16 protein-coding genes and 1 tRNA gene are annotated in these 20,046 nt (G+C 61.9%); 11 read left to right on the top strand and 6 right to left on the bottom strand.

The features are described 5' to 3' along the window. Positions 1 to 94: 94 nt before the first annotated feature. Positions 95 to 1,150 carry a sugar phosphate isomerase/epimerase gene (locus N0P34_RS13510; RefSeq protein WP_275603750.1) on the top strand — a complete coding sequence of 352 codons (1,056 nt, stop codon included), beginning with the start codon at positions 95 to 97 and terminating at the stop codon, positions 1,148 to 1,150. Positions 1,151 to 1,239: 89 nt separating this feature from the next. Next, on the top strand, positions 1,240 to 2,391 hold the full coding sequence (locus N0P34_RS13505; protein WP_275603749.1) for a Gfo/Idh/MocA family oxidoreductase: 1,152 nt from the start codon (positions 1,240 to 1,242) through the stop codon (positions 2,389 to 2,391). A 36-nt stretch (positions 2,392 to 2,427) separates the two neighbouring features. On the opposite strand, the gene N0P34_RS13500 is transcribed toward N0P34_RS13505, so the two are convergent. Together N0P34_RS13500 and N0P34_RS13495 are read right to left on the bottom strand one after the other, a co-directional pair. Beyond that, complete coding sequence (locus tag N0P34_RS13500; RefSeq protein WP_275603748.1) at positions 2,428 to 3,294, bottom strand: TraB/GumN family protein; 867 nt, start codon at positions 3,292 to 3,294, stop codon at positions 2,428 to 2,430. 156 nt (positions 3,295 to 3,450) lie between these two features. After that, positions 3,451 to 3,756 (bottom strand): ETC complex I subunit, encoded by a 306-nt coding sequence (locus N0P34_RS13495; protein WP_275603747.1) that lies wholly within the window; start codon positions 3,754 to 3,756, stop codon positions 3,451 to 3,453. Between the two features lie 411 nt (positions 3,757 to 4,167). Between N0P34_RS13495 and N0P34_RS13490 the strand changes: the two genes are divergently transcribed. Next, complete coding sequence (locus tag N0P34_RS13490; protein WP_275606986.1) at positions 4,168 to 5,268, top strand: LacI family DNA-binding transcriptional regulator; 1,101 nt, start codon at positions 4,168 to 4,170, stop codon at positions 5,266 to 5,268. On the opposite strand, the gene N0P34_RS13485 is transcribed toward N0P34_RS13490, so the two are convergent. Next, positions 5,265 to 6,269, bottom strand: coding sequence for a LacI family DNA-binding transcriptional regulator (locus N0P34_RS13485; RefSeq protein WP_275603746.1), 1,005 nt, complete (start codon positions 6,267 to 6,269; stop codon positions 5,265 to 5,267). The genes N0P34_RS13490 and N0P34_RS13485 overlap by 4 nt on opposite strands. Before the next feature lie 197 nt (positions 6,270 to 6,466). Between N0P34_RS13485 and N0P34_RS13480 the strand changes: the two genes are divergently transcribed. From N0P34_RS13480 to N0P34_RS13460, 5 genes are all read left to right on the top strand, one after another. Continuing rightward, on the top strand, positions 6,467 to 9,241 hold the full coding sequence (locus tag N0P34_RS13480; protein ID WP_275603745.1) for a glycoside hydrolase family 2 TIM barrel-domain containing protein: 2,775 nt from the start codon (positions 6,467 to 6,469) through the stop codon (positions 9,239 to 9,241). A gap of 101 nt (positions 9,242 to 9,342) precedes the next feature. Beyond that, on the top strand, positions 9,343 to 10,422 hold the full coding sequence (ugpC, locus tag N0P34_RS13475; protein ID WP_275603744.1) for a sn-glycerol-3-phosphate ABC transporter ATP-binding protein UgpC: 1,080 nt from the start codon (positions 9,343 to 9,345) through the stop codon (positions 10,420 to 10,422). Positions 10,423 to 10,518: 96 nt separating this feature from the next. Further along, a complete protein-coding gene (locus N0P34_RS13470) occupies positions 10,519 to 11,793 on the top strand; it encodes an extracellular solute-binding protein (protein WP_275603743.1) in 1,275 nt (424 codons plus the stop codon). 58 nt (positions 11,794 to 11,851) lie between these two features. After that, a complete protein-coding gene (locus N0P34_RS13465) occupies positions 11,852 to 12,733 on the top strand; it encodes a sugar ABC transporter permease (protein WP_275603742.1) in 882 nt (293 codons plus the stop codon). Further along, positions 12,730 to 13,605, top strand: coding sequence for a carbohydrate ABC transporter permease (locus N0P34_RS13460; RefSeq protein WP_275603741.1), 876 nt, complete (start codon positions 12,730 to 12,732; stop codon positions 13,603 to 13,605). The genes N0P34_RS13465 and N0P34_RS13460 overlap by 4 nt, the downstream gene beginning before the upstream one ends. 91 nt (positions 13,606 to 13,696) lie before the next feature. On the opposite strand, the gene N0P34_RS13455 is transcribed toward N0P34_RS13460, so the two are convergent. Further along, positions 13,697 to 15,082: an FAD-binding oxidoreductase gene (locus N0P34_RS13455; protein ID WP_275603740.1), complete on the bottom strand. Its 1,386-nt coding sequence runs from the start codon at positions 15,080 to 15,082 to the stop codon at positions 13,697 to 13,699. Positions 15,083 to 15,300: 218 nt separating this feature from the next. Between N0P34_RS13455 and N0P34_RS13450 the strand changes: the two genes are divergently transcribed. Beyond that, entirely contained in the window at positions 15,301 to 16,350 is a 1,050-nt protein-coding gene (locus N0P34_RS13450) for an AraC family transcriptional regulator (protein ID WP_275603739.1), read from the top strand. 74 nt (positions 16,351 to 16,424) lie between these two features. After that, a complete protein-coding gene (locus N0P34_RS13445; RefSeq protein ID WP_275603738.1) occupies positions 16,425 to 17,819 on the top strand; it encodes an NAD(P)-binding protein in 1,395 nt (464 codons plus the stop codon). Positions 17,820 to 17,951: 132 nt separating this feature from the next. On the opposite strand, the gene N0P34_RS13440 is transcribed toward N0P34_RS13445, so the two are convergent. Beyond that, positions 17,952 to 18,028 (bottom strand) — tRNA-Pro (locus N0P34_RS13440). 103 nt (positions 18,029 to 18,131) lie between these two features. Here N0P34_RS13440 and N0P34_RS13435 point away from each other — a divergent pair. After that, on the top strand, positions 18,132 to 18,869 hold the full coding sequence (locus N0P34_RS13435) for a phosphatase PAP2 family protein (protein ID WP_275603737.1): 738 nt from the start codon (positions 18,132 to 18,134) through the stop codon (positions 18,867 to 18,869). On the opposite strand, the gene metC is transcribed toward N0P34_RS13435, so the two are convergent. Then, entirely contained in the window at positions 18,851 to 20,038 is a 1,188-nt protein-coding gene (gene metC / locus N0P34_RS13430) for a cystathionine beta-lyase (protein ID WP_275603736.1), read from the bottom strand. The two genes, N0P34_RS13435 and metC, sit on opposite strands and share 19 nt — an antisense overlap. Between the last annotated feature and the right edge of the window lie 8 nt (positions 20,039 to 20,046).

Below are 20,046 nucleotides of genomic sequence, written 5' to 3'. Positions count from 1 at the left end.
CCGTCGCCCGTTTTCGTCTATGCGGGCATCAGACCCGCGCTGAGGATAAGGTCTGCGGCGCCACTGCCGACGGGCCGTAGAGAGGAGAAAATTCATGCGCACCATCAAGGGGCCCGCAATTTTTCTGGCCCAGTTTGCCGGCGACACTGCGCCGTTCGACACTCTGGACAATATCTGCCGCTGGGCTGCCGGTCTCGGCTACAAGGGCGTTCAGATCCCGACCTGGGTCTCGAGCTTTATCGATCTCGAAAAGGCCGCCAATTCAAAGACCTATGCGGACGAGATCAAGGGCATCGTCAATAGCCACGGTCTCGAGATCACCGAGCTTTCCACCCACCTTCAGGGACAGCTCGTCGCCGTTCATCCGGCCTATGACACCGCATTCGATGGTTTCGCCCCGGCCGCTGTGCATGGCAATCCCAAGGCCCGTCAGGAATGGGCCGTCCAGACGCTCAAGAACGCCGCCAAGGCTTCCCAGAACCTCGGCCTCAAGGCCCACGCCACCTTCTCCGGCGCCCTTGCATGGCCCTATGTCTATCCGTGGCCGCAGCGCCCCGCAGGCCTCGTCGAAGAGGCCTTCGATGAACTGGCCCGCCGCTGGACGCCGATCCTGAATGCCTTTGATGATGCCGGCGTCGACGTCTGCTACGAAATCCATCCCGGCGAGGATCTGCACGATGGCATTTCCTTCGAAATGTTCCTCGAGCGCGTGAACAACCACCCGCGCGCCAACATCCTCTACGATCCCAGCCATTTCGTTCTGCAGCAGCTGAACTATCTCGACTTCATCGACATCTACAAGGACCGCATCAAGGCGTTCCACGTCAAGGATGCCGAGTTCAACCCCACCGGCCGTCAGGGCGTCTATGGTGGCTTCCAGTCCTGGGTAGACCGGGCAGGGCGCTTCCGCTCGATCGGCGATGGTCAGGTCGACTTCCCCGCCATCTTCGCCAAGCTGACCGCCAATGATTTCGACGGCTGGGCCGTGCTCGAATGGGAATGCGCCATCAAGCACCCCGAAGACGGCGCGCGTGAAGGTGCCGAGTTCATCAAGAGCTACATCATCCGCGTCACGGAAAAGGCCTTCGACGATTTCGCCAGCGGCGGCACCGATCAGGCGGCCAACCGCAAGATGCTCGGCCTGAGCTGAGCCGTTAGCAGGTCTGTGACGTATTCTCGTCGCAGGCCTGCTCGATGCTAACAGTCTGCTACCCAATTGCAGCATTAAGGACACGCAAAATGGCTGAAAACGGCGCAAAGCGCATTCGCCTTGGCATGGTCGGCGGCGGCACGGGAGCCTTCATCGGCTACGTCCACCGCATCGCAGCGCGGCTTGACGGAGACTATGAACTCGTCGCCGGCGCCCTGTCCTCCCGCCCGGAAGTGGCTCTGGAATCAGGGAAAAATCTCGGTCTCGCCGAAGACCGAATCTATACGTCCTACGAGGAAATGGCCCGCGCCGAGGCGGCTCGCCCGGACGGTATCCAGGCGGTTTCCATCGTCACGCCCAACCACATGCACTTCGGTCCCGCCAAGGCCTTTCTCGAAGCCGGCATCCATGTGATCTGCGACAAGCCGATCACCTCGACCATCGAGGATGCTCGTAAGCTCCTGGAAATCCAGCCGAAAAACGGCGCGAAGTTCCTGCTCACCCACAACTACACCGGCTATCCGCTGATCCGTCAGGCCCGAGACATGATCGCGGCCGGCGCCCTCGGCAAGATCCGTGTCGTCCAGGCTGAATACGCCCAGGACTGGCTGACGGAAGCCGCTGGCGACGACAATAAGCAGGCCGCCTGGCGAACCGACCCCGCCCGGTCCGGTGCCGGCGGTGCCATCGGCGATATCGGCACCCACGCCTACAATCTGCTTCGCTTCGTCACCGGGCTAAAAACCGAAGCAGTTTCAGCAGACTTGACTGCATTTGTCCCCGGGCGTCAGCTTGATGATAATGTGCACATCATGCTGCGTTTCGAAGGCGGGGCAAAAGGCATGCTTTGGGCGAGCCAGGTCGCGGTAGGCAAGGAAAATGGTCTCCTGCTGCGGGTCTATGGCGACAAGGGTGGGCTCGAATGGTCTCAGGAGAACCCGAACTATATGTGGTTCACTGAGTTCGGCAAGCCGCGCCAGTTGTTGACCCGTGGTGGCTCGATCTCCATGCCGCCCGCCGCGTCTATGAACGTGCGCATTCCGTCCGGTCACCCGGAAGGATATTTGGAAGCCTTTGCAACGCTTTACAGCCAGTTCGCTGCTGTCATTCGCGGTGAGGGCAGCGAGTACGAAGGTCTTCTGCCCACCATGGCGGACGGTATCGAAGGCATGCAGTTCATCACTGCCTCGGTAAAGTCCAGCCAGAACGACAGCCGCTGGACCAAGTTCAGCGACATCTGATGTCCTGCGCCGCCCAGCCCTCCGGCTGGGCGGTTTCTACTGAATGCGTTCTGCGGAAAAGCCCTTTTCTTCCAACAACTTAACGACGCTCATCTCTCCCAGGAGATGCCCGGCGCCCACCACAATCAGCGCTTCGTCGTTTTTGTCCAACAGCGTTTCGATCTGATCGACCCAGTTGCGATTGCGCTGGTTGATGAGAATCTCGATGAAGGCATCGCCATAGGCGCCGGCATCGGCCATGAAGAGATCGGCCAGCGCCTCTGGATTGCCGTCCGCCCAGGCCGCCTTCATCTCATCGAGCATCTCGACCAGGCGATCGGCTTCGGTCAGCGTTCCTTCCAGCATCGCCACCTCGCTGGCTTCGTCCCCGCCCGCCAGGAAGCCGATCTGCTCCGCCGCCGTCTCGAAGAACCGCAGCCGATCCCGGTCGATTTCATTTTGAAGGGTCAGGTCGACACCCAGATTTGGGTCATACCCCGCCTGGGCCAGGGCCGTTACGGAGATCGTGCTGGCCGCCAGCCATGGTCGCATGGCCAGCAAGGTGGGCACGGGTACGCCGTAAAGCCCTGCCGCATCACGCACTTTTGCCATCAGGCCGGCATCGATCCGTTCATTGAGCAAGCGCCCATCCCGCGCAAACCCATGCTCCATGGTCAGGGCGATAATCTCCGGCTGTGCCTCCAGACCCAAATCGGTTTCGAAATAGACCAGGTCAGCCTTGGCCATGATCTTCTCCAGCGCCGCCGTGCGCCATTCGGTGTCCTCTGGGAGCAGGTGGATCGAGCCGAACAGCCAGATGGCGCTGTCCGCGTCATGGACCTTCCACAGCGCGGGCGCGCTTGCCGCCGGCAGGGTGGCCGAGACGGCAAGAGTTAGGGCGGCAATCAGCTTCCGGATGATCATACTTGCGCTCCATTTGGGTCGTGACAGCAGACTACAGGAGCTTATCCGCTGGCCCAAACTTGTCCTGATAATGTGAACGCGTATTTTCTGCCGGGGCCAAAAACAAAAAGCGCTGCAATCACTTGCAGCGCTTCGCGGACTCAATATGGCAGGTGCTTAGTGCGTCCAGGGTGTCCGGCGGTCCGAACGGAAATTGTCCGGATAGCTGACTTTCTTGGGCGTGGTGTCATGCGCTGGTTGCACTGTGTATTCGATGCCATTGCGCTGCGCATAGGCCTCGGCTTCTTCCTGGCTATCGAAGGAAAGGCGAACCTGCTGGCGGGTTTCCGCCGTCGTCGTATAGCCCATGAGCGGGTCGATGCCGCGCGGAACGGCGGCCTCATGAACAAGGACCCAGCTCTTGGACTTGCCTCTGCCGGATTGCATCACATTACGAGAAGGGCGGTAGATGCGGGCGGTCATGCAAAGTCCTCTAAACGATGCGGCGTCGGGTTGATGGCAGGCGCTCCAGAGCGCTCGAACACCCGGAATCCCTGCAGCCGAGAATAGGTTCCGAAGCTATAGTTGGCCATGGGCCGCGGGGGAAGTAGAAAAACGCTCCTCATCCGCCGGAACGATCTTTCGAGGCGCAGATCCAGCCCAATCATGCGTCGATTTCGACTTCTCCCGGCTTCGGAAAGAGCCCGGCCCATGGCAGGGCAACCGGCAACTCGACGGTTTTGCGGGTGGGACTTGCTTACAAGCCGGTTTTGGTCCGTCTGGGGCGCTGGTTCCCTTGGCCGTGGCCCAATAACCTGCCTGCGCTTTTCAAGAGGGATCCAAGGGTGCTAATAGTGCTTATAAAGCGCATTGGTGAGTGATCTCAAACCCTTCATGGTTACGCGTCAAAAAGACAACTCATCGGATCTCGTTCATCGGCGCAAGCCCGAGACGGCACGGCGCGTCACGATGACGGACGTGGCGCGGGAGGCTGGCTGTTCTCAGGCGACAGTGTCGTTCGTTTTGAATAATGCATCCGGCATACGTCTGTCGGAGGAGACGCGCCGGCGGGTGTTCGACGCCGCGCGGCGGCTGGGCTATGACGGGCATGTGGCGCGTGCGGCGCAGGCCGTTCGCGCCCAGCGTGGGCGGCGGATTGGTTTCGTCGTCGACCAGTTAGCGACCAGCCCGGAGGCGGTGCAGGCGGTCGAGGGATTGAGCCAGGCGGTGCAGGCCGCGGGGGATCTGGTTTTCGTGGCGCAGAGCCGCACCGATGCCCGGATCGAGGCCGAGCTGATAGCGTCTTTTGTGGAGCAGGGGGCTGTGGCCCTCGTCTACATGACCATTTTCACGCGCGAGATCGAATTGCCCAAGGCATTGCTCGATCTCGATATTCCCGTGCTCCTCCTCAATTGCTACACCACCGATCAGTCCCGGCCGGCAGTTGTTCCCAGCGAGATCGCCGGAGGGCAGAGGGCTACCCAGCATCTGATTTCCAAGGGGCATCGCCGGATCGCCACCATTACCGGAGAAATCTGGATGGAGGCAGCGCAGGACCGGTTGAAGGGCTATCGCCGGGCTCTCTCGACGGCGGACATACCCTTTGACGAGGACCTGGTGTTCAATGGCGACTGGTCTGCCAGCGCCGGCTACGAGGCGACACGGAAAATCCTGGCGCTTCAGGACATTCCCACGGCCATATTCTGCCAGAACGACCGGATGTCCATCGGCTGCTATGAGGCCTTGAAGGAAGCGGGCTACGAGATCCCGCGGGACATGAGCGTGGTCGGATATGACGACGAGGAAATTGCCCGGCACCTCCACCCCCGCTTGACCACCTCGGTGCTGCCGCACCGGGCGATGGGGCAGTGGATCGCCGAGCAATTGGCGGAGCATTGGTCGGCCGACCAGCAGCGCTATGCCATCGTCAAGCTTGAATGCCCACTGGTCGAACGACTTTCCGTGACATCGCCCCGGGGTGAGCTGCCGCTCTAGGTCCTTGGCGGCGCAACCGAATTTCGGGTTACCAGCTCGCATTCCAGCTTGGTTTTCTGCATCCGTTGGTCTGCGTCGGCATCCTCGAAACTGTCGAGCAACTGACTAACTGCCCACCGCGCCATCTCGTCGTGCGGCAAAAGGATGGTGGTGAGCGGGGGATCCATATTGGCCGCAATGTCCTCGTCGTCAAAGCCGACGATGGAGAGATCTTCGGGGATGCTGAGGCCAAGCATGCGCGCCGCTTCGTAGCAGCCAATGGCCATTCGGTCACAATAGCAGAAGATGGCGGTCGGCCGGTTTGGCTGGGAGAGCAGGGCGAGGGCGCGCTCGCGGCCGGCCTGGATGGTCCAGCCCCCAAGCGTGACGAGGCCGTCTTCCACCGGCAGCCCCCATTTCTGCATCGCCATCCGATAACCCTTTTCCCGGTCGATGGCGGCTTCGATCACGTGCTCGCCGGCCAGGTGCGCGATCCGTCTGTGACCGGCCCGGATCAGGGTCTCGGTGGCGGTAAAGCCGCCGACCAGGTCCCCGGGCACGACTGACGGATAGCGGAGCCGCTTTTCGTAGCAGTTCAAGAGGATCAGCGGGAGACGAGAAAGCTGTTCCGGAACAATTACTTCCCGGGTCATCAGCGTGCTGTAGATGACGCCGATCGCGTTGTGGGCGACGAGCATGTCCAAGCCGGCCTGTTCGAGCACGGGGTTATTGCCCGTGCAGAACGTGGCGATGATGATGTCCTGCAGGGCCGCCTCGTCTCGCGCGCCTTCGATCAGGGGTGCGGCAAGGGGCGTGGTGGAAATCTCGTCGATGAAGAGGCCGATGACCCGGTGCCGGCCGGCAGGCAGTTTGTGGCCGGGTCCACGACGGTAGCCCAGGGCCTCGGCGGCTTCCTGGACCCGGCGGCGGGTCAGGCGGGAAATCCGGGCGTTGGCGACGCCGTTGAGAACCAGGGACACTGTGGCCTGGGAAACACCCGCCAACTCGGCGACCTGATGCATAGTTGCGCGCTTTTCCACCCCGCCTCCCCAGCGTTAACAGATCACCACCCTTTAGCTCTATTTGCTAGCAGACTGCTAGCATTTGGGAGGCCGAAATGCGCCATGTGTTGTCGCGAGGAAGGGACCGCTCGGGCGCCTCTTGCCAAGGTTCAAGTTCAGACCTAAGGTGATTATAATATAACTAATAGGGTGGAGAGATGAGCGCAAATCCTGCTGAAGCGTTTAGCGCCGACATGGCCCCGCGCATGAGCCTGTCCCTGGACGGTGTCTGGCAGTTCCGGCACGAGAATGGGCCGTGGCGGGAAGCGCAGGTGCCCTCACCCTGGCAGGCCCAATTCTCCGATCTCGTCGACACCTTCGGCCACGCGGTCTACCGGCGCAGCTTCACCATCCCTGACGGATGGAAGCAGAAGGAGTTGGTTCTCCATTTCGGGGCCGTGAGCTATTTCTGCGAAGTCTTCGTCAATGGCGAAAAGCTCGGGAGCCATGAAGGCGCCTTCCTGCCTTTCGATTTCGTTCTTGCCCCGGACCTGCTGAAGGCAAGCAACGAGATCGAGGTGCGGGTGACCATGCCATCGACGGATCACCGCGCTTTCCCGGATTTCCCCTTCGCCGAAGTCCCGCATGGCAAGATGTCCTGGTACGGCCGTGTCGGCGGCCTCTGGCAATCGGTATCTCTTCAGGCGCGTGATCGCCGTCACCTGCAAGCTGTCGTGGTCACGGCAGGCATGGACGGAAGGCTCAATGCGCAGCTGTCCTTTTCGGCCGCTTCGGCAGGCCTTCCGGCGCTGCTGGAGGTGCTGGATGCTGACGGCATGGCTGTCGCGCACACGAATATATCGGCCGGCGCAGAGGTCGAAGCGGCGCTCGCTCTCGACGCGCCCCGGCTCTGGGGGATCGACCAGCCCAATCTCTATACCCTTGTCGTGACGCTGGGTGAAAATCTCGACCGTTTCGAGCAGAGCTTTGGCTTCCGAACGATAGAGACGCGCGACGGCAGGATGCTGCTCAACGGCCAGCCGATCTATATGCGCGGGGCGCTGGACCAGGACTATTATCCGGACGGCCTCTACACGCCGCCATCGCTGGAATTTCTCGAGGACCAGGCGCGCAAAGCAAAGCAACTGGGGCTCAACACCCTGCGGTGCCACATCAAGGTGCCGGATCCTCGATATTACGATGTCGCCGACCGCTATGGCCTGCTGGTCTGGACCGAAGTGCCCAACGTGGCCAATTTCACGACGGCTTCGGCGCGGCGGATGCGTCAAACCATGGAAGGCATTCTCCAGCGCGATCGCAACCATCCCTCCATCATCGCCTGGACGCTGATCAATGAAGACTGGGGGACGCGGCTCATCGAAAACGAAGAGCACCGCCAATGGCTCGCGGACAGCTACGACTGGCTCAAGCAAGCCGATCCCACGCGCCTGGTGGTCGACAATTCGGCATGTTTCCCGAACTTCCACGTCAAATCGGACCTGAACGATTTTCACTACTATCGCTCGGTGCCGGAACGACGGGGGGAATGGGACGATCTTACGGCGCAGTTCGCGGCCGGTGCGGACTGGACCTATTCTCCCCTGGGAGACGCCGAGCGGCGCGGGGATGAGCCGCTGATCGTCTCGGAGTTCGGCGTCTGGGGGCTGCCGCATCCGGACAAGCTGCGCAAGGACGGCCGAGAGCCGGACTGGTTCGAAACCGGCGCGCTTTGGGGCGATGGCGTGGCCCTGCCGCATGGCATCGAAGAACGCTTCGCAGCGCTCGACCTGCACAGAACCTTTGGCAGCTTCGACGATTTCATCGAGCAGGTGCAGTGGTACCAGTTCATGAATCTGCGCTACGAAATCGAGGAAATGCGCCGCTATGCCTCGATCATAGGTTACGTCATCACCGAGCTGACCGACGTGCACTGGGAGGCAAACGGCCTCCTGGACATGGAGCGCAATCCCCGCGTCTTCCATGACGTTTTCGGCACAATCAACGCGGACATCGTCATCGTGCCGCGCCCCGAACGGTATTCGGCCTATGCGGGAGAAAACCTCGACATTGCGCTGACAATCGGCACAGGGGGCCTCTCCATTCCCGGAGGCGCAGTGTTGCGCTGGAGTGGCGAGATCTCAGGCGAGGCCGCCGTTCCGGCAACAGGACCAGTCTCGACGGTCGATCTCGGCCGGATCGGTTTTGGGATGCCGGCTACGGGCGGCAATCGCATGCTGGAAATTGCGTTCGTGCTGGAATCCGAAGGCGTGGTTCTGGCACGCAACACTTGCGAGATCGCGCTCTACTCCCGGCGCGACAATGCGGGACTGCCCTCCATCGCTGCAGCCGATCCGCATCTTGCAAGTCATGCCAGCGGCCTCGGCTATCGGGTCGTGCCCGCAGCCGAGGCCGACATCGTCCTGGTCCATGCCGTGGATGGGGACGATGTCGAAGCAATCAAGGCCGGGGCGCGCTATCTGATCCTGGCCGATGGCACTGTTGAGACCAATCGCAATCTGCGCACGGACATGCCGATCGGGGAGCTGCCGCATCGCTCCATCGTGGCGGGCGGCAAGCAGTTCCGCCCGAGCCTCGACCAGCATTTGCCCGGCATCAGTCTCGTCGAGCGCGACGGCACCATATGGCGCGGCGACTGGATCGCGGGCTTTTCCTGGCTGCGGCGGCAACACGGCTTCGCCGACATGCCCGGTGGCCCGATTTTTGATCTCAGTTTTTCCGACGTGGTGCCCCATCACCTGCTGACCGGTTTCCGGCCGTGGGAGTTCGGCAGCAATGTGATCGCCGGGATCATATGCGGATGGGTGCACAAGCCCGCTGCGATCATCGGCGAAAAGCGTGTCGGCCGCGGCGGTGTCGTGGCCACGACATTCCGGCTGACACGGGAGGCGCCGGGCGCCGATCCGGTGGCGGCAGCCCTTTTTGACGGCCTGGTGAGAACGGCAATGGAAATGCCGATCGACCTAAAACACTAGGGAGGCAATTCAACCTGGCGCGGCCCGTCATGGGCCGCGACTGCAACGAGTTTGATCCGGAAGATGGCAAAGCCGCGCCGGATGCAAGCGGGAGGAGCGAGATGGCAGACATCGTGCTGTCGGAGGTGAGCAAGGCCTTTGGCGCCGTACGGGTGCTCGACAATGTGTCGATGCATATCCGCTCGGGTGAGTTCATCGTTTTCCTGGGTCCCTCGGGCTGCGGAAAATCAACGTTGCTGCGCATGATTGCAGGGCTCGAGACCGTCAATGGCGGCACCATTCATATCGGTGATCGCCGCGTCGACAATTTGCCGCCAAACCAGCGCGGCGTGGCCATGGTCTTCCAGAATTACGCGCTCTATCCCCATATGAGCGTGCGCCAGAACATGAGCTTCGGCCTCGAAAACATCGGCACCGACAAGGGCGAGATCGCCCGACGCGTCGACGAGGCCGCGCGCATGCTGGAGATCGGGGCCCTCCTGGACCGCCGTCCAGCCCAGCTTTCGGGTGGGCAGCGACAGCGCGTCGCCATCGGCCGGGCAATCGTCCGTGAACCGGAGGCCTTCCTCCTTGATGAGCCGCTCAGCAATCTCGATGCCGGTTTGCGCGTGCGCACGCGGGTGGAACTGGCGCAGCTGCACAAGCGGATCGGCACGACAATGATCTTCGTGACCCACGACCAGACCGAAGCCATGACACTGGCCGACCGGATCGTGGTGATGAATAACCGCAAGATCGAACAGATCGGCACGCCGATGGACGTCTACTCCCGCCCGGCCAGTCGGTTTGTGGCCGGCTTTGTCGGCTCTCCCGCGATGAATTTTCTCCCGGTGCAAGACATCCGGGAGGAGGGCGGCAAGCTGGTCGTGCGGGCAGGGGGCGCCGATATAGCCACCGACATCGATAGCGGCGCACTCGCCGGCAGGGACGCGTTGACGCTGGGCATCCGGCCCGACGGTCTGAAGGTCGTCGCGGGAGACGGCCTGCCCGGCACGATCGAGCTGGTGGAACATCTGGGCGACCGCACTTTGGTCCATGTTCGCCTCGAGGAGGGCGAACTGGTGATCGCGGAGGATATCGGCAAGAGCACGCTGGTTCCGGGACTGCCCGTGTCGCTCATGGCGGCCCGCGGCGAAACCCACATCTTCGATGCACAGGGGGCGGGATACCACTCCAGCTGAGTGTCGAATGGTTCAGGCGGTGCGAAAATACCTGCTCAATGCGACGCACCGGCCGCAGTGGACCGCATAGGGCATCAATCCTTTTGGGAGGAAAGAATGATGAAATCTCTACGGCGAATTGCCCTGGCCTCGACCGCGTTTCTCGCGCTCGCGACCAGTGCCTATGCCCAGCAGAATGTTGTCTGGTGGGACTTCCTTGCCGGTGGTGACGGCGTGCGCATGAAAGCGCTGATCGACGCATTCAATACCGAACATCAGGGTGAGATTACCATCCAGGGCACAACGCTCGAATGGGGCACCCCTTTCTACACCAAGCTGCAGACATCGGCGGCGATCGGCGAGGGGCCCGATATCGCCACCTATCATCTGTCGCGCATTCCGCTGGCCGTCGATAGCGGCACGCTGAGCGAAATCACCGACGAGGACATGGCCGGCGCGGGCATTTCCGACGCCGATTTCACCGCCGCCGCCTCCGAGGCCGGCAAGGTCGACGGAACCCGCTACGCGGTGCCGTTCGACCAGCATGGGCTGATCCTCTATTATAACAAGGACATGCTCGGGGAAGCGGGCATGCTGGATGAGAACGGCCTTCCCACCGGCCTCGACGGGCTCGACGCTTTCGATGCCGTGCTGGCCAAGTTCACCGGCGACGGTAAATATGGCCTGTCCACGCCGACCGGCGACCGCTACCGCACCATCTACAGCCTCTTCGGCCAGCAGGGCGGCACCATGTTCGACGAGGCCGCCGGCGGGTTCTTCCCGACGGACGAGGATCTTGCCAAGCTGACCACTGCCATCGAGACGGTCAAGGGCTGGGTCGACAAGGGTTATACGCCGGTGCAGGTGGAAAGCCCCGCGGCGCTGGCTCTGTTCACGTCCCAGCAGGCGCCGTTCTTCATCATGGGCAATTGGGAAATTCCCACCTTTGTCGACCTGCACGCCAAGGGCGAGCTGTTCGAATGGGGTGCTGTGGAACTGCCGACCCTGTTCGAGAACAAGGCCGCCTGGTCCGATAGCCATGCCTTCGTCATCCCGGCCAATGCCGGCAAGGAAGCGGATGCGGAAAAACGCGCCGCCGTGATGACGGTAATCGCGTGGATGGACCAGCATTCGCTGGACTGGGCCGGAGCGGGCCATATCCCGGCGTTCAACGCGGTTCGCGAGAGCGCAGAATTCCAGGCCCTCAAGCCGCAATCGGATTATGCCGGCTTTGCCGACACGGCCGTGTTCGATCCGCGCACCATTCTGGCGGGCCCTGCGGCCCCGCTTGGTGATGCATGGAGCAACTACATCAATCCGGCCACCACCGGCGAAATCGAGCCTGCCGACGCCGCCGAGCAGATGCGCGACGATCTTAACGGCCAGCTTTAGACCCAGGAGGCCGGCGCCGGACAATGGCGCCGGCCTTCCCACATCGGGAGGCGAGGAAATGCTTCGGGACAAAAGACAGGACTATCTGGCGGCGCTGATCCTGGTCGGGCCCTTCGTGCTCATCTATGGCGTGCTGTTCGTCTGGCCCACGATCCAGATGGTGATGCTCAGCTTCACCAAGGCGCCGCTGATCGGCAGTGGCGATTTCGTGGGTTGGGATAATTACGAAAAGATCCTCACCCAAAAGCTGTTTCACTCCGCCTTCTGGAACACCGCTTATTTCGTTGTGCTGACCGTCATTCCCAGCACGCTGATTTCGCTCCTCATTGCCTTGGCCGTGAACCGGCTCAAGGGCTGGATGCAGGGATTTGTGCTGGCCTGCTTCTTCCTGCCCTATATCCTTCCGGTCTCGGTGGTCTTCCTGACCTGGAACTGGCTGATCGATGTGCAATATGGGTTGGTGCAGGGGGTGGTCGCCCTGTTCAATGGCGGCCAACCGATCTCGCTGACCCGCACCATACCGCTGTTCATGCCGACCGTGGCCTTCGTGACAATCTGGTGGACGATGGGGTTCAATATCCTGCTGTTCATCGCCGGACTGCGCAATATTTCGCCGGAAATCTACGAGGCGGCGCAGCTCGACAGTGCCAGCCGATGGCGCCAGTTCAGCCGCATCACCTGGCCCTTGATCTGGCCCATCACGGTTCTGGTGATGACCATCCAGCTCATCGCGCAGCTCAAAATCTTCGACCAAGTCTATCTGTTCTCGATCGGCGGGCGGCAGGACGCGACTATCACTCTGGTTCAATTCGTCTACAAGCTCGCCTTCCAGCAAAACCGCGGTGGCGAGGCAGCGACGGCGGCCGTGCTGCTGTTCGGGATCATCATCGTCCTGTCGGTTCTGCAATATCAATTGCTGCGGGCGCGAGGTGAGAAATGACCACACAAACCCTGAGTCAGACTGAAAGCCTGGCGCCGCCCCGCGATCGTTCGCTCGATATTATCGGTATCGTGTTGACTGCGATAACGCTTGCCGTGGCCGTCGCGTCCTTCTTCCCGATCTACTGGGCCATCGTCACCTCGATCAAGCCGGACAGCGAGGTGATCTCGGGCAGCAATTCGCTATGGCCGGGCCGGGTAACCTTCGACAGCTATATCCACATCTGGAACAACACCAATATCGCCACCTGGTATCTGAATTCCCTCGTCACCTCCGCGATCATTTCCGCCCTGGTGATCGTCTCCTCGGCCGGGTGCGCCTATGCACTGAGCCAGCTCGAGTTCCCCGGCCGGCGGCTGATCTATGTGCTCATCCTGGCCTGCTTCATGGTGCCGATGCAGGCCCTGATCGTGAACCATTTCGTGCTCATGGCTCAGTTCAAGCTGCTCAATACCTGGGCCGGCATCATCCTGCCGCAACTGATCGTTCCGGTCGTGATTATCGTCTACAAACAGTTCTTCGACAGCGTTCCCAAGGAATTCCGGGAAGCCGCGCAGATGGACAGCGCGGGCCACTTCAAGATCCTGTTCCGCATCTACCTCCCGATGAACTGGGGCGTCACGGCAGCGCTCTCCATCATCACCTTCATCGGCGCATGGAACGCCTTCCTCTGGCCGTTCCTTGCCGCAACAGGCGAGGCGACGATGACGGTGCCGGTGGGGATCACGCAGGTGAAGGACGCCTATGGCATCGTCTATGGAAAGCTGATGGCCTCGGCCGTCGTCGCGGGCCTACCGGTCGCTGTCCTGTACCTGATCTTCCAGCGGCGGGTAACGCAGGCGATCATGCTCTCGGCCGGGGTGAAGGGCTGAATATTTCCATCGCAAAAAAATGCCCCTCGTCGAGCGGTCCAGTGTGCTCGACCAAGGGGCAATGAGTTCGGCGCTTTGTTCGGCAGCGCCGTCAGGCGGAGGGGCGGATGTTCTGGTTGACGTGGAAGAGGTTCGACGGATCGAACTGGGCCTTTGCAGCCGCGAGCCGAGTGTAATTGTCGCCATAACTGGCGCGAACGCGCGCATCGCCCTCATCATCCATCATGAAGTTGATATAGCCGCCGCCCGAATTGAACTGATGCACATTGTCCCAATATTCCCGCCCCCAGCGCGTAATCGGGCCGGCCATCTGCGGGTTGGAGTCGATTGCAGCGATGACCATTGACCACCTGGCGTCGCGCGCGCCCCAGGGGGTGTCGTCCTTATTGGCCCGGTGAACCGCTCCGTCGATGGGGTAGAGATGCATCAGGCAGAGTTCGCTCGGCGCCTTGGCCGCCTGCGCGATGTGGGCGTCAATGGCCGCGTCAGTAAGCTCGCTCACATAGTCGCCTTTCCAGTACCATTGCAGGCCCTTCGGGAAGAAGGGGTCGAACAAGGCCTGGATCGAGGGGAAAGGCATCATGCCCATCCAGTTGAACAACGGCTCTGGAAGGTGGTCGAGCAGCCGCGCCATCACCGCAATGCCTTCGTCTTCCGGGCCATTGAATGACGATATGACGGCGCAGGCTCTCTTGCCCCAGTGCTCGCGGGGGAACGGATCCATGGACGGGACGGTCTTCAACCCGACAAAGGAGCCCAGAGCCTCCGGCGCGCTGCCGATGAAATCGCGATAGGCCCGCATGACCGTGGCGCCATGCTTGGCAGCATCCCAGAAGATTGGGCCGGCAAAGACGTCCTTGACCGGATGCGCCTGGAATTCGAAGCTGCTGACCACCCCGAAATTTCCCCCTCCACCCCGTATCGCCCAGAACAATTCCGGGTTTTCCGTCTTGCTGGCGGTTTTGACGGTGCCGTCGGCCATGACGACATCGGCGGACAAGAGATTGTCGATCGTCAGCCCATGCTGGCGCGTCAGATAGCCCGTGCCACCGCCCAATGTCAGTCCACCGACGCCCGTGGTCGAAACAATCCCGAACGGGACGGCCAGCCCAAAGGCATGCGTAGCATGATCGACATCGCCCGAAGTGCAGCCCGGCTCGACCCGAACCGTCGCGCGATCGGGGTCCACGTAAACCCCCTTCATCATCGACAGATCGATCATCAGCCCGTCATCGACGCTGCCAAGCCCGGGACCATTGTGCCCGCCACCCCGTATGGCGATGTCGAGCCCGTTTTCGCGCCCGAAATTGACGGCCGTCATGATGTCGGCAACGTCGGCGCAGCGCGCGATCAGCTTTGGCCGCTTGTCGATCATGCCGTTATAGAGTTTGCGCGTCTCATCATAGTCGCTGTCCCCGGGGCGCACGACCGGCCCCCGCATGCGCGCCGCGAAATTGGTGATGGTTTCCTCGTTCATGATATCGCTCCGGGACAATCGCCTGATGCAGGGGAGGAACGTTAGTCCGGGCAAATGGCGCTTCAAATGGCCCATCGTCCTGTTTCATTGCTCATTCGTCCGAACGCTTGAAACGGTATTGACGGTTGTTCGGGAAGGGCGGACTCTCGGCGGCCAACCGCTGCCCTCCAAGGGGCTATGCGTTTGTCTCGACTGCCTTTGCAATCAAGGTGAGGCAAATGGATGTGCTCTCCGATGTGCTTGCCGCAGTTCGTTTGACCGGTGCGATCTTCTTTGACAGTACCTTCCGCAACGATTGGGTGGCGGAAGCGCCGAAAGCCTCGAGCATTGCCCATCAGGTCATGCCAAGCGCCCAGTATGTGTTCTATTTTCACACCCTGCTCGAGGGAGCGTGCTGGGCGGAACTGACCGATGGTTCGATCGAGCCGATCCGGCTCCGGACCGGCGATGTCATAGCCTTCCCCATGGATGATGCCCACGTCCTGTGTTCGAAAATCGGCATGAGGGCCAAGCCGGAACTGGCCATGTTCGTGCATCCGGTGGATCGGCAATTGCCCTATCTGATCAACCAGGGCATTGGCCGGGAATCCTGCCGCTTCGTCTGCGGATATCTTGGTTGCGATATCCGACCCTACAATCCATTCATCAGCGCCTTGCCGCGCGTTCTGCTCGCCCGGGGCGCTGCCAGCCAGCTGTGGTTGTCCCATCTCGTCAACCACGCGGTGTCGGAAACCGACTGCCATGATGCGGGGGGCGAGATTGTCCTGGCAAAGCTGGCCGAACTTCTCTTCATCGAGATCGTCCGCCAACACATCGACAGTCTCCCGATGGGTTCACGGGGATGGTTGTCGGGCCTGCGCCATCCCCAGATCGGCCAGGCGCTCCGGCTTATCCACGGTCGACCGTCCGAGGACTGGACCATCGAGCGCTTGGCACGCGAAATCGGGCTGTCGCGGTCGGTATTCGCCGACCGTTTTACCCATTTCGCGGGTGTCACACCGATGCAGTATGTGGCGCGCTGGCGGATGCAGCTGGCCGCGCGCCGGCTGGAGACCCCGGGGATCAGCGTCGCGCAGGCCGGCGCCGAAGTGGGCTACGAATCGGAGGCGGCCTTCAACCGCGCCTTCAAAAAGATCGTCGGCACCCCGCCGGGGTCCTGGCGCAGGAACCTGACCCACAGGCCCGGGGTGGCGGAGGCGCCCTTCGCCAATGGGGGCCACTTACCCCTGATAACCAAACTGCAGGAAACGCCCGGGCCAGCGCTGTAGGCGCCAGGATTCCAGATGACCGCGCCGGGGGGCAGCGGTCTCGAATGCCTCGGTTCGGCGGAAGGAGGTCGGCCATGGTGCGTTTGATCGACACTGACTACCTCGTCGTCGGGGCAGGGGCGATGGGCATGGCCTTCACGGATGCACTGATCGACCATGCCGATGTCCATGTCACCCTTGTCGACCGACGACCTGCGGCAGGCGGACATTGGAACGACGCCTATCCTTTCGTGCAGCTTCACCAGGCATCCTTGTTTTATGGAGTGGCCTCGCGGCAGCTGGGGACAGGTGCAATCCAGCCGGACGGGCCGGAAGCCGGCCTGCAGGTCCGGGCACGACTGGCGGAGATCCAGGCCTATTACGACGATATCCTGCATCGGCATTTCCTGGGAACCGGGCGCGTGAGATTTCTCGCAAATTGCTGCTATCGCGAGACGGACGGCCGCCATTTGGTGTCGTCCCTGGTGTCCGGAGAGACGATCGAGGTCAGGGTCCGCCGCCGCATTGTCGATGCGACCTATCTGTCTCCGACCATCCCCGCGACCACTCCGCCACCTTTCGATGTCGCCGATGGCGTCAGGGTCGTGCCGATCAATGAGATCACCCGGCTCGCCGACGCTCCGAAGCGGTTTGTGTTCGTGGGAAGCGGCAAGACCGCCACAGATGGCATTATCTGGCTTCTGGGCAATGGGGCGCCGCCCGATCGCATCATCTGGATCCGCCCGCGCGATCCATGGATGCTCAATCGGGAAGTGGTGCAGCCCGGCGCCGTTACGGCCCTCGACCTGGCGAGCGGTGTCATGGCTTCAGCGGCCGAAGCCAGCTCTGCCGATGATATGTTTCTCCGCCTCGAGGCGGCCGGAATCATGCTGCGGATCGACAGAAATGTAACCCCGACAATGGCCAAGACCCCGACAATGGCCAAATGGGAGCTCGACCTGCTCCGGACAGTGGACCGGGTCGTGCGGCTTGGTCCCATCAAGAAGATCGATCGACATGAAATCGCGCTCGACAGAGGAATGATCGCTTTGCCGGCCGGCACGCTCATCGTCCATTGCGCCGCCTCGGGCCTGACATATAGGCCGCTGGTCCCCATCTGGGGGCCTGACAGGATCCGCCTCCAGGGGATCAGGGCCGGCTTTCCCTGCTTCTGCGCCGCGCTGGCCGGGTTCGTGGAGGCCACTTATGACGATGACCGGGAGCGCAACCGGGTGTGCCCTCCCAATGTGTTTCCCGACAATCCGCGCAGCTGGGCCGAAATGCAGTGGCGCGGCGCGCTGGCCACGCGGCTCTATGGTGCCGAGCCCGCTATTGCCGCCTGGGCCAATCAATGCGCGCTCAACCCGGCACGTATCGATCCGTCCTCGGCCAGCGATCCCGCAATCGCGGCAGCGGCGGCACGCCTTGCGGCTGTCGCCGGACGCGGACTGGCGCGGTTGGCCCAACTCGCGAGCGTGACGAGCGGCTGATCCATGGCTCGGGCAGCGGCACTCGCACGCCGAAGGTGACTAACGCGTTGTAATCTGAAGATTTTCTGGTGGGTCGCCGCGCGTAGCCGAGAGAAGCCTGTTCTCGAACTACGGGCAGACTTGAGACGCAAATGGTCGGAGTACAAAGATTCGAACTTTGGACCCCCGGTTCCCAAAACCGGTGCTCTACCAGGCTGAGCTACACTCCGACATTGCCCCCCTCCGTTAGCGCGTCCTCATGCAAAGGGCAAGTGCGATCAAGCAGATACCACAAACTCTTGACGCTGAGGCCGGGGCTGTGGACAACAAGGCATGATCGATCTGCAAAAACCCTGGCCGCTGGGCCTCGACCGTCGAACATGGCCACTGTTTCTTGTCGCCATTCTTGTCATCCTGGCGGCGCTTGCCGTGATCGACGTCTCCGCTTCCCGGGGCGCGATTGGCTGGCCAGACGCTTGGCGGGCGCCGTTTTTCTTCATCACCGATTATGGCCTGTCCGAGTGGGTGCTTGTTCCCAGCCTCGTGCTGACGATCGTGGCGGGCCTTGCAATGGTGCCGCTCAAGGGGTTCTGGCGATCGATCGCGTCGGAAACCGCACTGGTCTCGGCCTTCGTCCTCGCGGGGGTGGGCATTCCGGGCCTCCTCACCAATTTGCTGAAACGCCTTATCGGGCGGGGGCGGCCGGTGGAGTTCGACAGCGCCGGCGCCTTTTCCTTCCATAATGTCTTCAACGACTGGACGTATCAGAGCTTTCCAAGCGGCCATTCGGCCACGGCGCTGGGTGTGGCCTTCACCATCGGCTTTGTCTGGCCGCGCACTTTCATTCCGCTGCTGATCGTCGGTCTTCTCGTGGCCATTTCGCGGGTGCCCGTGGGCATGCATTACCCCACCGACGTCTTTGCCGGCTGCGTGGTCGGCATGCTGGGGGCCTATCTCGTGCGCAATCTCTTCGCCCGGAAGGACTGGCTGTTCCACCAGCAGGCCGACGGACGTATGGTCCGCAAGCCGCTGGTGGCGTTCGGGCAGTTGTTTCAGCGCGCCCGCGCATAACGCGAAAGGCCTTCCGACAGGTCGCGCTTGAGATCGTTCACGTCCTCGAGCCCGATATGGACGCGGAACAGATTGCCATCGTCGGTCCAGGGCTTGGCGGTCCGCGCCTTGCCGGGCCGCACGGGCAGGCAGAGGCTTTCGAAGCCGCCCCAGGAATAGCCCATTGAAAACAGCTTCATCTCGTCGACGAACGCCGCCACGGAGGCGCGTGGCGCGGGCTTGAGCACGAAGGCAAAAAGGCTGCCGGAGCCGGTAAAGTCGCGCTTCCATAAAGCATGATCGGGATGGCTGGGCAGGGCAGGGTGAATGACCCGCGCAACCTCGGCCTGTCCTTCGAGCCAGGTGGCGATTTCGAGAGCGCGTTTCTGGTGCGCTTCCATGCGTATGGCCAGCGTCCTGAGGCCCCGGCTGACGAGATAGGCGTCGTCGCCTGAGGTGAAAAAACCGAGCAGAGTGCGCGTCCGCGCTACTTCGGTCCAGGCTTCCTCGGTCGCGGAAACGGTTCCTGCCAGCACATCCGAGTGACCGACAAACATCTTCGTAGCCGCGTGGACGACGATATCGGCGCCCAGCTTGAGCGGCTGGTGGTAAAGTGGTGTCGCCCAGCTGTTGTCGACGATCAGCCGCGCCCCATTGGCCTTCGCGGCGGCGGCCAGGGCCGGAATGTCCTGCATTTCGAAGGTGAGGGAGCCTGGGCTTTCTGCCAGCACGGCCTTTGTATTGGGCCGCATCAAATCGGCGATGCCCGCCCCGATTCGGGGGTCGAAATAGCGGGTGGTGATCCCCATCCGCGTCAAAAACCCATCGGCGAAGACCCGGCCAGGCTCATACGCACTGTCGCTGATCAGCAAATCGTCGCCCGTCTTGAGGCAGGCGAGAAGGGCGATGGTTATGGCCGCCAGCCCCGAGGGCACCAACTTGGTGGCGTGCGCGCCCTCCAGCTTGGTGACCACCGCCTCCGCGCTTTCCGTGGTGGGATTGCCTGCCCGGCCATAGAGATAGCGCTGTTTTTGGTCTTCCAGATCCGACAGGCTTTTAAACAGGACAGTCGAGCCACGGTAGACGGGCGTGTTGACGAAACCGAACTGCTCGTCGGGCTCTCTGCCCTCATGTGTCAGTATGGTCTCGGCCGCCATGTGGGCAGGCGAGGAGGGCGATATGTCGGTCATGGGCGTAG

Source organism: Devosia sp. FJ2-5-3 (genome assembly GCF_029201545.1).
Taxonomy (GTDB): Bacteria; Pseudomonadota; Alphaproteobacteria; order Rhizobiales; family Devosiaceae; genus Devosia.
Note: the sequence above shows the minus strand (reverse complement) of the source record. Positions and strands in the feature narration are given on the sequence as shown.

Excerpts from the sequence above, each read along its gene's own strand:
- N0P34_RS13510 (WP_275603750.1), top strand. The coding sequence starts at position 95 with ATGCGCACCATCAAGGGGCCCGCAATTTTTCTGGCCCAGTTTGCCGGC.
- N0P34_RS13505 (WP_275603749.1), top strand. The coding sequence starts at position 1,240 with ATGGCTGAAAACGGCGCAAAGCGCATTCGCCTTGGCATGGTCGGCGGC.
- N0P34_RS13500 (WP_275603748.1), bottom strand. The coding sequence starts at position 3,294 with ATGATCATCCGGAAGCTGATTGCCGCCCTAACTCTTGCCGTCTCGGCC.
- N0P34_RS13495 (WP_275603747.1), bottom strand. The coding sequence starts at position 3,756 with ATGACCGCCCGCATCTACCGCCCTTCTCGTAATGTGATGCAATCCGGC.
- N0P34_RS13490 (WP_275606986.1), top strand. The coding sequence starts at position 4,168 with ATGGTTACGCGTCAAAAAGACAACTCATCGGATCTCGTTCATCGGCGC.
- N0P34_RS13485 (WP_275603746.1), bottom strand. The coding sequence starts at position 6,269 with ATGCATCAGGTCGCCGAGTTGGCGGGTGTTTCCCAGGCCACAGTGTCC.
- N0P34_RS13480 (WP_275603745.1), top strand. The coding sequence starts at position 6,467 with ATGAGCGCAAATCCTGCTGAAGCGTTTAGCGCCGACATGGCCCCGCGC.
- ugpC (WP_275603744.1), top strand. The coding sequence starts at position 9,343 with ATGGCAGACATCGTGCTGTCGGAGGTGAGCAAGGCCTTTGGCGCCGTA.
- N0P34_RS13470 (WP_275603743.1), top strand. The coding sequence starts at position 10,519 with ATGATGAAATCTCTACGGCGAATTGCCCTGGCCTCGACCGCGTTTCTC.
- N0P34_RS13465 (WP_275603742.1), top strand. The coding sequence starts at position 11,852 with ATGCTTCGGGACAAAAGACAGGACTATCTGGCGGCGCTGATCCTGGTC.
- N0P34_RS13460 (WP_275603741.1), top strand. The coding sequence starts at position 12,730 with ATGACCACACAAACCCTGAGTCAGACTGAAAGCCTGGCGCCGCCCCGC.
- N0P34_RS13455 (WP_275603740.1), bottom strand. The coding sequence starts at position 15,082 with ATGAACGAGGAAACCATCACCAATTTCGCGGCGCGCATGCGGGGGCCG.
- N0P34_RS13450 (WP_275603739.1), top strand. The coding sequence starts at position 15,301 with ATGGATGTGCTCTCCGATGTGCTTGCCGCAGTTCGTTTGACCGGTGCG.
- N0P34_RS13445 (WP_275603738.1), top strand. The coding sequence starts at position 16,425 with ATGGTGCGTTTGATCGACACTGACTACCTCGTCGTCGGGGCAGGGGCG.
- N0P34_RS13435 (WP_275603737.1), top strand. The coding sequence starts at position 18,132 with ATGATCGATCTGCAAAAACCCTGGCCGCTGGGCCTCGACCGTCGAACA.
- metC (WP_275603736.1), bottom strand. The coding sequence starts at position 20,038 with ATGACCGACATATCGCCCTCCTCGCCTGCCCACATGGCGGCCGAGACC.